General features: G+C 29.7%; 15 protein-coding genes. 11 read left to right on the plus strand and 4 right to left on the minus strand.

The window, feature by feature from the left end:
* The 8 genes from AMN99_RS00230 to AMN99_RS00265 form a co-directional block, all read left to right on the plus strand.
* Window positions 1-599, plus strand: a 599-nt coding sequence (locus AMN99_RS00230) for an NAD(P)-dependent oxidoreductase (protein WP_075505859.1), incomplete at its 5' end; no start/stop codon positions are given.
* On the plus strand, window positions 596-1339 hold the full coding sequence (locus AMN99_RS00235) for an SDR family oxidoreductase (protein WP_075505860.1): 744 nt from the start codon (window positions 596-598) through the stop codon (window positions 1337-1339). The genes AMN99_RS00230 and AMN99_RS00235, both read left to right, overlap by 4 nt.
* Window positions 1340-1360: 21 nt before the next feature.
* A complete protein-coding gene (locus AMN99_RS00240) occupies window positions 1361-2203 on the plus strand; it encodes a fumarylacetoacetate hydrolase family protein (protein ID WP_075505861.1) in 843 nt (280 codons plus the stop codon).
* Between the two features lie 6 nt (window positions 2204-2209).
* The gene (locus AMN99_RS00245; RefSeq protein ID WP_075505862.1) at window positions 2210-3382 is read left to right on the plus strand and encodes a mandelate racemase/muconate lactonizing enzyme family protein; all 1173 of its coding nucleotides are present in this window, start codon (window positions 2210-2212) and stop codon (window positions 3380-3382) included.
* Window positions 3375-4286, plus strand: coding sequence for an SMP-30/gluconolactonase/LRE family protein (locus AMN99_RS00250; RefSeq protein ID WP_075505863.1), 912 nt, complete (start codon window positions 3375-3377; stop codon window positions 4284-4286). The genes AMN99_RS00245 and AMN99_RS00250 overlap by 8 nt, the downstream gene beginning before the upstream one ends.
* Window positions 4261-6951: a phosphoenolpyruvate carboxylase gene (ppc, locus tag AMN99_RS00255; RefSeq protein WP_075505864.1), complete on the plus strand. Its 2691-nt coding sequence runs from the start codon at window positions 4261-4263 to the stop codon at window positions 6949-6951. The genes AMN99_RS00250 and ppc overlap by 26 nt, the downstream gene beginning before the upstream one ends.
* A complete protein-coding gene (locus tag AMN99_RS00260) occupies window positions 6952-7659 on the plus strand; it encodes a cytochrome c biogenesis CcdA family protein (RefSeq protein WP_075505865.1) in 708 nt (235 codons plus the stop codon).
* Between the two features lie 8 nt (window positions 7660-7667).
* A complete protein-coding gene (locus AMN99_RS00265; RefSeq protein WP_075505866.1) occupies window positions 7668-8255 on the plus strand; it encodes an FMN-dependent NADH-azoreductase in 588 nt (195 codons plus the stop codon).
* Here the strand turns inward: AMN99_RS00265 and AMN99_RS00270 are convergent.
* Entirely contained in the window at window positions 8245-9348 is a 1104-nt protein-coding gene (locus tag AMN99_RS00270; RefSeq protein WP_075505867.1) for a TauD/TfdA family dioxygenase, read from the minus strand. The genes AMN99_RS00265 and AMN99_RS00270 overlap by 11 nt on opposite strands.
* Before the next feature lie 67 nt (window positions 9349-9415).
* On the opposite strand from AMN99_RS00270, the gene AMN99_RS00275 reads away from it, so the two are divergent.
* Genes AMN99_RS00275 through AMN99_RS00285 form a run of 3 tightly spaced genes read left to right on the plus strand, consistent with a single transcriptional unit; the run spans window position 9416 to window position 11155 of the window.
* The gene (locus tag AMN99_RS00275; protein WP_075505868.1) at window positions 9416-10219 is read left to right on the plus strand and encodes an inositol monophosphatase family protein; all 804 of its coding nucleotides are present in this window, start codon (window positions 9416-9418) and stop codon (window positions 10217-10219) included.
* The gene (locus AMN99_RS00280) at window positions 10219-10782 is read left to right on the plus strand and encodes a DUF924 family protein (protein WP_075505869.1); all 564 of its coding nucleotides are present in this window, start codon (window positions 10219-10221) and stop codon (window positions 10780-10782) included. The genes AMN99_RS00275 and AMN99_RS00280 overlap by 1 nt, the downstream gene beginning before the upstream one ends.
* A 1-nt stretch (window position 10783) precedes the next feature.
* Window positions 10784-11155 carry a DUF952 domain-containing protein gene (locus AMN99_RS00285; protein WP_075505870.1) on the plus strand — a complete coding sequence of 124 codons (372 nt, stop codon included), beginning with the start codon at window positions 10784-10786 and terminating at the stop codon, window positions 11153-11155.
* Here AMN99_RS00285 and AMN99_RS00290 read toward each other — a convergent pair.
* From AMN99_RS00290 to AMN99_RS00300, 3 genes are read right to left on the minus strand one after another with little or no spacing between them, the layout of a single operon-like run.
* Window positions 11134-11469: a DMT family transporter gene (locus AMN99_RS00290; RefSeq protein ID WP_075505871.1), complete on the minus strand. Its 336-nt coding sequence runs from the start codon at window positions 11467-11469 to the stop codon at window positions 11134-11136. The two genes, AMN99_RS00285 and AMN99_RS00290, sit on opposite strands and share 22 nt — an antisense overlap.
* Before the next feature lies 1 nt (window position 11470).
* On the minus strand, window positions 11471-11803 hold the full coding sequence (locus AMN99_RS00295) for a DMT family transporter (RefSeq protein WP_075505872.1): 333 nt from the start codon (window positions 11801-11803) through the stop codon (window positions 11471-11473).
* A gap of 38 nt (window positions 11804-11841) precedes the next feature.
* Entirely contained in the window at window positions 11842-12162 is a 321-nt protein-coding gene (locus AMN99_RS00300) for a nuclear transport factor 2 family protein (protein ID WP_075505086.1), read from the minus strand.
* Between the last annotated feature and the right edge of the window lie 4 nt (window positions 12163-12166).

Genomic DNA, 12166 nt, shown 5'->3' on the forward strand with positions numbered 1-12166 from the left:
TTGATATGAGTTCTGTAAAACCTACGACAGCAACAAAACACGGAACTAATTTAAAATCAAAAAATGTAAATTATTTAGACGCACCAGTTTCAGGAGGAACAATTGGAGCAGAAGAAGCTTCACTAGCTATCATGGTTGGTGGTGAACAAAGTGTTTTTGATAATTCTGAAAAAATTTTAAAAGCAATGGGAAACCCAACATTAGTTGGACCCATTGGAAGTGGACAAGTATCAAAACTAGCAAATCAAATTGTTGTTGGAGTTACAATTGGAGCTGTTGCAGAAGCCATAACATTATGTGAAAAAGCTGGAGCAGATCCAAATAAATTAATCAAAGCTCTTTCAGGTGGATGGGCAGATAGTAAAATACTTCAAACACATGGAAAAAGAATGATTGATAAAGATTTTAGCCCTAAAGGTAAGACTTATACTCATTTGAAAGATATGAATAATATTTTAGAATGTGCAAATTCTTATAATACTCATTTACCTATTTCAAATTTAGTTAAAGAAATGTATAAAACCTTAGTTGATAATGGTCATGGTAACACTGATCACAGTTCACTTTATAACGAGATTGAAAGGATAAATAAGAAATGAGTGGGAGACTTAATGGGAAACAAATTGTTGTAACAGCAGCAGGACAAGGAATTGGAAAAGCAACAGCAATTGCATTTCATAAAGAAGGAGCTCATGTAACAGCTACAGACTTAAATGATAAAACATTAGCAGAATTAAATAAAGAATATCCAGATATTAAAGTTACCAAATTAGACTCAACTGATAACAAAGCTATCTTAGAATTTACTAAAACTCTTGATAAAGTAGATGTATTATTTAATGCAGTTGGATTTGTTCACCATGGAACAATTCTTGAATGTGATGAAAAAGATTGGGATTTCTCATCAAATGTGAATGTGAAATCAATGTATTTTATGTGTAAGGCGATATTACCATTGATGGTAAAACAAAATGGTGGAAGCATAATTAATGTGTCTTCATGTGCTTCAAGTTTAAAAGGTTTTCCAAACAGATTTGTCTACGGAACAACAAAGGGCGCTGTCATAGGTTTAACTAAAGCAATTGCTGCTGACTTTGTAAAACAAAATATCAGATGTAATTCAATTGCTCCTGGAACAGTTTTCTCACCATCTTGGCAAGACAGAGTAAACCAGAGCCCAGATCCAGTTCAGGCAAAAAAAGATTTTATTGCAAGACAACCAATGGGAAGATTAGGAACTGCAGAAGAAATTGCTGCAGTTGCAGTTTATCTAGCAAGTGATGATGCAACATTTACAACAGGGACTACAATTTCTGTTGATGGTGGAATTTCAATATAATTTAATAACAAAAGGACAATTATGAAATTACTAAGAGTAGGTCAAAAAGGACAAGAAAAACCAGCAGCTTTAGACAAAGATGGTAAAATTAGAGATATTAGTTCACATATTTCAGATTTAAATCCTGATCATTTAAATTTTGAAACTATTTCAAAATTACAAAGTGCTGATTTAGCAAGTCTTCCAGAGATATCTTCAAGTGAAAGAATTGGTTCATGTATAACAAAACCAGGAAAATTTATTGCAATTGGTTTAAACTTTTCAGATCACGCTGCCGAAACAGGAGCAGAAGTTCCATCTGAGCCTATTACTTTTATGAAAGCAACAAGTTGTATCAATGGTCCTAACGATGATATCGAAATTGTGTCTGGTTCAAAAAAATTAGACTGGGAAGTAGAATTAGGAATTGTAATTGGAAAACATACAAAACATATTTCAGAAGCTCAATCACAAGATCACATCTTAGGATATTGTTTAGTAAACGATATTAGTGAAAGAGAATGGCAAATAGAAAAAATGGGTCAATGGGTAAAAGGAAAATCTCATGATACGTATGGACCAATTGGACCTTACTTGGTAACGAAAGATGAAATTGCTGACATCAATAATTTAAAAATGAGTTTGGATGTTAACGGTCAAAGAATGCAGACTGGAAATACTAACACTATGATCTTTAATGTTAACGTTATTGTATCTTATTTAAGTAAATTCATGTCATTACAGCCAGGTGATATAATTACAACTGGTACACCTCCAGGAGTTGGTATGGGAATGAAACCACAACAATTCTTGAAAGCTGGTGATACAATGAGATTATCAATTGAAAATTTAGGAGAGCAAAACTCTAAAGTAGTTGCTTTATAATTTTTTGTGAAAATAACTTCTATTAAAAGTCATGTACTTAAATATGAGTTAGAGAAAGAATTAGGTTATTCACAACAATATTATAAACATCGTACAGCCCATCTAGTCGAAGTACAAACTGACGAAGGTATTACAGGATGGGGTGAATGTTTTGGTCCAGGTAATATTGCTTTAGCTAATAAGTTCATTGTTGAAAAGGTAATTCAGCCTTTAATAATAGGTGAAAACCCTTTGAATAAAGAACATATTTGGCAAAAAGTTTACAATCTTTTAAGAGATAGTGGTCAAAAAGGAATGCCAATACAAGCTTTGTCAGGAGTTGACATAGCTCTATGGGATATCTTAGGAAAAAAAACAAACTCTCCTCTTTACCAACTTGTTGGTGGAAAATGTAATAATGAAGTTCCTGTGTATGGATATGGAATGATGTTGCAAAAAAAATCAGTTGATGAGCTAATTGCATTGTTTGAAGAAGAAGCTAAACAGATTAAATCAAAAAACTTTAAAGCAATGAAAATGAAGGTTGGATTAGGTCCAAAAGAAGATTTAAAGTTAGTTCAAGCAGTTAGAAGTTCTATAGGTAAAGATTTTAAACTAATGGTAGATGCTAACCATGCTTATAATTTGAAAGATGCTCTATATGTTGGAAAAGGACTTGATGAACTCGATATTTATTGGTTTGAAGAACCCGTTGCTCCCGAAGATTACAATGGTTACCGAGAATTGAAAAAAAATATATCTACTAGTGTAGCTGGAGGTGAGGCAGAATTTACAAAGTATGGATGGAATAAATTAATTACCAATAATTGCATTGATATAGCTCAACCAGAAGTATGTGGATTAGGAGGTATTACAGAGTATTTGAAAGTTGCAGCCTTGGCGCAGGCTAATTTTGTTCCTGTAATTAATCATGTTTGGGGATCTGCCGTAAGTATAGCGGTAAATCTTCATTTATTGACCGCACAACCAGATATGCCAGGAGGATTATTCCCAACAAAATCTATGCTCGAATTTGATACAACAGAGAAAAATATCTTTATTACAGATCTACCAAAAGAAAATTTTTCAATTTTAGATCAAGTTAAAAACAATAATGGATTTGCGTCAGTGACAGACAATGTAGGTATTGGTATAAATCCTAATGAGGACTTTATTAAGGAGTTTGAAGTAAATGAATAAAATTAAAACTACAGAGCCAAAACCTATTTGGAAAATAAGATGTACTTTAGGCGAAGGAACACTTTGGGTTAAAGAACACAACTCAATTTATTTTGTTGATATAAAGAAAAAGAAAATTTGTTCTTTAAATATTAAAAGTAAAAAAAAGAAAATATTTAAAGTTAATAAAGAGATAGGCTTCGTTGCTCATGTAAGAGATCATATATTTATTTTAGGATTGCAAGGTGAATTAAGAATTCAAAATTTAAAATCAAAAAAAATTTTAAAATCGATACCTATAGAACCTAAATTAAAATTGAATAGAATAAACGACGGTAAAACAGATCCTGCTGGAAATCTTTGGTTTGGAACTATGGATAATTTAGAGAGAAAAATTGAAAAAGGATCTTTGTATAAATTAGATAAAAATCTAAAATTAACAAGAGTTGATAAAAATTATAGAATTACAAATGGCCCAGCATTTATCGATCAATATAATTTTTACCACAATGATAGTCCTAAAAAAATTATCTATAAAATTAGAATAAATAAAAATAATAAAATAATTAGTAAAAAAATATTTAAAAAGTTAACTCCTGAAGAAGGAGTTCCAGATGGAATGACTGTAGATAAAAATAAAAATTTATGGGTTGCCCATTTTCGTGGGGCATGTGTCTCAGTATTTAATAGTAGAGCAAAATTAATTCACAGAATTAAGTTTCCAGCCAAAAATATCACTAATTGTGCATTTGGTGGAAAGAATAATCAAGAACTGTACGTTTCAACAGCCACAAAAGGAATGGACAAGGCTGATTTGCGAAAATTTAGATATTCAGGATTCTTTTTTGGTGTAAAAACAAACGCAAAAGGAGTTTTACAAAAAAAATTTATTTTAAGTAATGAAGCAGAGAGATCTTTACTATGAGCGAATACCCACTAAGCTTTTAAGAGAAGATATAAGATTATTAGGAACTTTTCTTGGAAGAGTAATCAAAGATCAAGAAGGCACAAAATTTTTCAATATTGTTGAGCGATTAAGATTATTATCTAAAAACACTTTATTAGATAAAAATAAAAGTAAAGTGTTTTCCAAAATTTCAAAAGACGTAAGAAAACTTTCACCTGAAATTACTTTTAAGGTCACTCGAGCTTTTTCTCATATTCTAAATTTAATGAATTTAGCTGAGTCGTTAGATGCTTCTAGAAAACTTAATGAATACGATAATCCATATTTTAAGAACAAAAAACAAAATCTATTTATTGAGGATATAATTAACAATCTATTTAAAAATAAAAAAATCTCTGACAAAAAAATTTATGATCAGGCAACAAAACTTGATATTGGAATAGTTCTCACAGCACATCCAACAGAAGTTAAGAGAAGAACACTAATTCAAAAATACGCAAATTTAACCACTTTGATGGAGCAACGCCATCTTTATAAAAAATACCCTGCAAAGATTATTGAAATAGATCGAAAACTGTATTCTGAGATAGCCATTATTTGGAAAACTGATGAACTTAAAAGAACCAAACCATCACCACTTGATGAAGCTAGATGGGGCTTGGCTGTAATAGAAGATAGTTTATGGGATACAATTCCAAGAGTTTACAAAAGGTTGAATGATATTTTTAGGAAAAATCTAAATAAAGATCTTCCTAGAAACTTTAATCCTATTCAATTTGGTTCGTGGATGGGTGGAGATAGAGATGGAAATCCAAATGTTACATCTGAAGTAACAAAAAAAGTAATTTTATTTTCAAGATGGCAAGCTGCAAAGTTATACGAAAGAGAACTTACAAAATTAATTCAAGATTTATCAATGGAAGAATGTTCTAATAAAATTAAAAAAATAACTGGAAAAAGTTTTGAACCTTATAGAGTTTATTTGAGACCTTTAAGAGACAAAGTAAGAAGAACACATCAGACAATTGAAGCACATATAAATTATAATAAACCCTTAGATGAAAATAAATTACTAAAAGATAAGTATGAAATTATAAATCCATTAAGAGAAGTTAGAACATCCTTAAATATGAACAAAGGTCAACATATTGCAAATGCAGATTTGTTGGATTTGATAAGAAGAGTTAGATGTTTTGGAATAAATTTAGCGAGATTAGATATCAGACAGGAGTCTGATAGACATGAAAAACTTTTAAATGAAATATTTAAAAAGAAACATAAAATAAATTATTCACAATTATCTGAAGAAAAGAAAATTGAATTACTTAATAAATTAATAAAACAAAAAAAATCTTTTGTTAATAAAATTAATTTAAGAGACAAAAAGAATTTAGAAGTCTGGAAAACATTTAAACAAATATCTAAAGAGCCAGAGCAATGTATGGGTGCGTATGTAATTTCAATGACTTCAAAAGCATCTGATATTTTATCTGTTTATTTATTGCAATTACAGGCTGAAACAAAGAATTTGTTAAGAGTAGTACCACTTTTTGAAACTTTAGATGATTTAAAGAATGCCAAAGGTGTTATGCAAAATTTATTTAAACTTCCTTGGTACAGAAAAATGATCAACTCAAAACAAGAAGTAATGATTGGATATTCAGACTCTAGTAAAGATGCAGGAAAACTATCTGCAAGTTGGCATCAATACAAACTTCAAGAAGAACTTAGAAATTTAGCTAAAAAATATAAAATAGATCTTGTTTTTTTCCATGGAAGAGGAGGATCTCCTGGAAGAGGAGGAGGACCAATTCAGGCAACTCTTAAATCTCAACCATCTGGAACAGTAAATGGAAAAATTAGAATTACTGATCAAGGAGAGGTGATACAACAAAAATATGGATATAAACCTTTAGCTGAATACAATCTATGTAGTTATATCGGAGCAGTAATGGAGGCAACTCTAAATCCACCTCCAAGATCAAAACCAAATTGGAGAGAGCTTATTCAAAAAATGTCTGAGATTTCTACATCTGCTTACCGAAAGTATCTAAATCAAAGCGAAGATTTTATTAGATATTTTAAAACTGTTACGCCGCATAAATCTCTTGGAAAACTTGCAATTGGTTCAAGACCCACTAAGAGAAAAAATGTTGACAATATTCAAAGTTTAAGAGCTATTCCCTGGGTATTTGCATGGACACAAATTAGATTAATGCTACCTGCATGGCTTGGTACAACTGAGGCATTGAGATATGGATCAATTAAAAAGTTTAAAAAAACCATGACAGACATGGAGAGGAACTGGCCTTATTTTGTATCAACAATGGATATTTTGGATATGGTGATTTCAAAGGTTGATCCTGAAATATCAGTGATATATGAAAATAATTTAGCCGATAAATCTTTGATAAGAATTGGAAAAAGATTAAGGTTTCAATTTGATGCATTGGTCAAATTGCACAACAAAATTACACCAAAAGAAGTTATAAAAGAGAGGAAAGAGTTCAGAAAAGCTTTATTTATCAGAAACAACTACACTGAAATGCTTAACATTCTTCAGGCAAATATAATGAATAAATTAACAAATAAAAAATATAAAAATTTAGATAAGAAATATTTAGACGATGCTTTAATGACATCTATTGCAGGAATTTCTGCAGCAATGAAAAACACTGGATAGATGATTGAATATTTAATTGCTTTTGGGGCAGGGTTAATAAGTTTTTTATCTCCTTGTGTTTTACCTTTGATACCTGGATATATATCTTTTGTATCAGGCCAATCTCTTAAAGAAATAACAGAGAAACAAAATTTTAATATTGTTCCCTTAATTAAATTTTGTTTTGGTTTTTCATTAGTATTTATAATTTTTGGAGCTTCAGCATCTTTCTTAGGACAAGTATTGTTAGAGAACTCTCAATCTTTAAGATTAATCGCTGGACTAATTATAATATTTTTTTCATTACAATTATTAGGTGTTTTTAATTTTGGATTTTTAAATATTGATAGAAGATTTGATTTTAAAAAAATTGATAGTTTTTTCTTTCCTGTAATAATTGGAGCCGCTTTCGGATTTGGATGGACACCCTGTATTGGTCCAATATTAGGATCAATTTTGGCTTTAGCTTCAATTGAAGATACTTTATCAAGAGCAATAATTTTATTAAGCTTTTACTCCTTAGGTTTAGCCATACCTTTTGTTTTATCTGGCTATTTAATTCAAAAATTTTTAATTTTTTCAAAAAATATGCGTCACTATATAAATATTATATCAAAAGTGGGTGGTGCAATTCTTTTAGTAACTGGAATATTAATTATTACAAATAAATTGCAAGCAATTGGGTTTTATTTAATTGAGATCTTTCCTTTTATGCAAAACTTTGGTTAAAGTAATTAATGAAAATTTATCAAATAGATTCAAGCGCTAGAAAAAAAGGCTCAACTTCGAGAGCGTTAGCAAAAAAACTTTTGGAAAAAATCAAAAAACCAGAGGATGAAGTAATTTATAGAGATTTAGATGATGAAATGCTTTTTGTAAGTGGTTTAACAGAATCTGGAATGAAAATTGATGAGAAGGATCAAACTGAAGAACATAAGAAAATGTTTGAACTTTCCGACAAGCTTGTAAAAGAATTAAAAGAGAGTGATATTATTATAATTTCAGCTCCAATATATAATTATGGACCACCCGCAACTCTTAAAGCTTGGTCAGATTTAGCTGCAAGAATAGGAGAAACCTTTAAATTTAAGCCTAATGGTAGAAGAGAAGGGTTATTAAAAAATAAAAAAGCATATCTTGTAATTACTTCTGGTGGAACAAAGCTTAATAGTTCAGAAGATTTTTTAACGCCTTGGTTAAAATTTATTTTAAACTTTTTTGGAATTGAAAAAGTTGAAGTTATAAGCGCTGATCAAATGGCTTTAGATTATGAAAAATCTATTAGGGATGCAGAAGCTCAAATAGAAAATATTTCTATAGATTAAACTTTCTTTTTAAGTGTCTTAATTTTCCTTCGGTACTATCGTAATCTATATAGCAACCTTGTAAAAATCTTTCTCCTTCATTAGCATCATAAACTGTTCGTCCATGGAGTAGCCTGTGATTATCCATCATCATTAAATCTTTTGGAGCAAGTTTAAATTCTATTTTATATTTATCTGAATTATACATCTCAGACAGTTTTTTTCTTGCTTGATAGTAAAGATCTAATTCTTCTTTATCTAAGATTGGAACAAAATCTAATCTTGGACTAAATCTAACTTGTTTAAAATTTTTATGCTCATCTAATTCAATTAAAGGACATAAAGATTCTAAAATTACTTCTTTATCAATAAATTTAAACCTTACTTTTACTTCTGTTAAGATTTTATAATAATCGGGATAACTTTCCTTTAAATCTTCAGTAACAGTATATCCATCAACTAATGTGGAATATCCTCCTGAAACTTTACTCTCAATACAATGTAAAAGTTGGATACATGGGACAGGGTTTCGATATGGATTATCTGTGTGAGGCGCAAGAGCTAAAGAAGTATATGCAAGATCATTAGGGTCAGGTTTTGACTTAACATCAAAATATTCCCCAAAGTTAGTACGTCTTACACTGCCAATTGAGTTTGCAAACTCAACAATATAATTTTTAGTTGTAGGTATGTTTTTAATTACAACAAATCCAAACTTATAGAAAGAAACAAGTAAGTCATGCATTTCTTTACTTTCAAAAAAATTATCTTGGTATTCAAAATTTTTAATATTACTTAAACTAGAATCCCATTTAGTTTTTTCTATAGATTTAATAACTGTATCTTCTTTTGAAAATTCTAAAGCAATTTTACTGAGATTAAGCTTAGAACTAATTCCATCATTAAAGTTAACTTCTAAAAATTCTTCATGAATAGAGGCTTTATTAATGATTATATCATTACTTAAACTAGTTGGGTCAAAAAGTCTTTGTTGAGTTCCTTTATCAACAAATTCTTCACCATCCACTCTTTCTCTTAACCAAAAAGGATGTATCTCTTTTTTCTCAGTACCATTATTGAAGTAAACTTTATTTTCGTGAAGCTCAATTTTCATAAATAATACTTGAGCATTATTTAAAATTTAACTTTAATCAATATAAATTAAATAGTAAGAGTTCTTTGTGAATAATTTTGATACAAAAAAATATCCAGTATTTTCAAGTTTTTTAAACCAGTTAGCAAAAGATCTAACTAAATTTTATTATGCTAAGTTAGATAAGCCATTCAAGATAACTAATAAGATGAAAGGTAAAGGTTATGATCCAGTAACCACATCTGACAAAGCTTTTGAAAAGTTTATTAGGTCCAAGATTTCTAAAAGATTTCCAGATCATCAAATTATAGGTGAGGAATACGGTCACAAAAATACTAAAAGTGAATTTTCATGGGTAATAGACCCAATTGACGGAACTAGATCGTATGTTGTTGGCAATCCTAGTTGGAGTAATTTAATTTCGTTAAATTATAATGGGGAGCCAGTTTTAGGATTAGCAAATTTCCCTAAAATGAAAAAATATTACTTAAATGTAAATAAAAACACCGCATACGTTTTTGAAAATAATAAAAAAAGAAAACTAAAAGTTAATTCTAAATTAAATTTTGCAAATTCAAAGTTAGCTGCAGCTTTTCATAACCAATTGCCTTTAAAAAAACAGATGAAAATAAAAAAATTTATAGACCGTATGCAATTTCCTTGCTTTGATGCGCTTACATATTGTCAGTTAGCAGAAGGTAGAATTGAAATAGTTTTTCAATGTGCAAATAAAATTTGGGATATTCATCCCTTAATTCCAATTATGAGAGCAGCAGGTGCAATTGTGACTACTTGGGAAAATAAAAATCCTGTAATAGGAGGAAATATTATTGTCTCCAATAATAAAATAAACCATCAAAAAGTTTTAAAATTGTTAAAGCCAGCTATTTAATGATACCAGAAAGAGCTCAAGTGATCCTGGATTTTTGGTTTAAAGAAACTCCTTTTGAAATGAGATTTAAGAAGGATGATAAATTTGATCAAAAGATAAAAGATAATTTTTTAAAAGATTATGAACTTGCTTGTCAAAATGAATATGATGATTGGCAGGATAACCCCATGAGCTGTTTAGCTTTAGTAATTTTGTTTGATCAATTTTCAAGAAATATGTTTAGAGATGATAAAAAAGCATTTGCTCAAGATCAAAAAACTAGATTGATAGTAAATGATGCAGTGTATTCTGGATATTTAGAAGCTATGAATGTTGACCAAAGATTTTTTATGCTTTTACCTTTAATTCATAGTGAAGAAATTAGTGATCATGAAATGGCTTATTACTTATTAAATAAATATTTAAGGGAACATGAAGGATATAATAAGATTAAAAAATTTTGGCAAGATCATACTAAAGCAATTAGACAGTTTCATAGATATCCACATAGAAATGAAATTTTAGGAAGAGAGTCTACCGAAGAAGAACTAGAATTTTTAAAAGGACCAAACTCTTCTTGGTAAAATGAATTTAGAATTTATTTTTAAAGTCATAGATAAAGAAGAATGGCAAAAAGCCAAGCAATCAGGAACATATGGTGGATCTAAAAAAGATATCAAAGATGGCTATATTCATTTCTCAGAGGAAGATCAGGTCGAGGAAACCTTAAAAAAGCATTTCCCAAATAAAGAAAACCTTGTTTTATTGAGAGTAAATGCTTTTAAACTTGAACACTTACTTTGGGAACAGGCTTCAAATGGAGATATGTATCCTCATTTGTATTCTCCATTAGATACTAGCACTGTTGTAAATGAATATGAATTATCTTTAAATGAGGATGGAAGTTATCAACTTCCAGACATTTTAAAAAAATATCAATTCAATCGACCCAAGTAATTAACCATTATTACACCAATAACAATCAAAGTAATTCCAATTATCCCATAAACATTAGGAACTTGGTTAAATTTTAATACAGCAAAAAGAACAACACCTGTTACTGTTAAGCCACTATAAATTGAATAAGCAAATCCAACAGGTATTGCATGCATAGCTTTTGCAATTGAAAACATTGTAATACACATAAAAAGGATACATAAAATTGAAGGAGTTAGCTTTGTAAAACCTTCAGAAATTTTAGCAAAACTATTTGAAGCTATTCCAAAAATTATACCGTTAGCTAAAAATAAATATCCTATAAGAGGCTTCATATTATTTACTACCTAACAAATTAACCATTAAAACTCCAATAATTATAAATGCTAGCCCGATCATGGAGTAAAGGTTCGGAACTTGATTATATTTAATTACACCTACTATAACTGTTGCAATAATTGTTAATCCTGCAAATGAAGCGTAAGTGATACCCATTGGTATATTCTTCATCACCAATGAAAGCGCATACATGCACAGAACAATTGTAATTGCGGTAATTATACTTGGAAGGAGAAGAGTGAAACCTTCAGCACTTTTAGCAAAACTATTTGAAGTAACTCCTAGGAATACAGCAACACCTAGGAACAAGTATGAAGTAGCGAGACTCATTCAATAATATTAAATGAAATCCCGCTAAATATATATAATTATTTGGGCATTGGAGTAGCACCAGTTTCTAAACTAACAATTTTTCCATTGTCATATTTATAAACTGCCATTACAGCCTCAACATTTCCATCGTTAAATGTAACAAAAGCATGATGAATTCCAACTTCATCATTCTCGTAAACAATTCTAACTTTATCTTGATTAATGTCACCACTCATTGCCCATTTGATAACATCACCTTTTGTTAAAACATTTCCTGATTTATGCATCGTGAATTTAAAATCATCATGCAAAAGCTCATTCATAGCTGCTTCGTCTTTATTCTTTAATGCAGCACTATATTTTTCTAAGATAGACATTTAT

This window comes from Candidatus Pelagibacter communis, assembly GCF_001180225.1.
Lineage (GTDB): Bacteria > Pseudomonadota > Alphaproteobacteria > Pelagibacterales > Pelagibacteraceae > Pelagibacter > Pelagibacter ubique_D.

What these genes read in the sequence shown, in the direction of transcription:
- AMN99_RS00285 (WP_075505870.1), top strand. Translation starts at nt 10,784, where the DNA reads ATGAATTTAGAATTTATTTTTAAAGTCATAGATAAAGAAGAATGGCAA.
- AMN99_RS00300 (WP_075505086.1), bottom strand. Translation starts at nt 12,162, where the DNA reads ATGTCTATCTTAGAAAAATATAGTGCTGCATTAAAGAATAAAGACGAA.
- AMN99_RS00295 (WP_075505872.1), bottom strand. Translation starts at nt 11,803, where the DNA reads ATGAGTCTCGCTACTTCATACTTGTTCCTAGGTGTTGCTGTATTCCTA.
- AMN99_RS00240 (WP_075505861.1), top strand. Translation starts at nt 1,361, where the DNA reads ATGAAATTACTAAGAGTAGGTCAAAAAGGACAAGAAAAACCAGCAGCT.
- AMN99_RS00280 (WP_075505869.1), top strand. Translation starts at nt 10,219, where the DNA reads ATGATACCAGAAAGAGCTCAAGTGATCCTGGATTTTTGGTTTAAAGAA.
- AMN99_RS00270 (WP_075505867.1), bottom strand. Translation starts at nt 9,348, where the DNA reads ATGAAAATTGAGCTTCACGAAAATAAAGTTTACTTCAATAATGGTACT.
- AMN99_RS00250 (WP_075505863.1), top strand. Translation starts at nt 3,375, where the DNA reads ATGAATAAAATTAAAACTACAGAGCCAAAACCTATTTGGAAAATAAGA.
- AMN99_RS00235 (WP_075505860.1), top strand. Translation starts at nt 596, where the DNA reads ATGAGTGGGAGACTTAATGGGAAACAAATTGTTGTAACAGCAGCAGGA.
- AMN99_RS00290 (WP_075505871.1), bottom strand. Translation starts at nt 11,469, where the DNA reads ATGAAGCCTCTTATAGGATATTTATTTTTAGCTAACGGTATAATTTTT.
- AMN99_RS00265 (WP_075505866.1), top strand. Translation starts at nt 7,668, where the DNA reads ATGAAAATTTATCAAATAGATTCAAGCGCTAGAAAAAAAGGCTCAACT.
- AMN99_RS00260 (WP_075505865.1), top strand. Translation starts at nt 6,952, where the DNA reads ATGATTGAATATTTAATTGCTTTTGGGGCAGGGTTAATAAGTTTTTTA.
- ppc (WP_075505864.1), top strand. Translation starts at nt 4,261, where the DNA reads ATGAAGCAGAGAGATCTTTACTATGAGCGAATACCCACTAAGCTTTTA.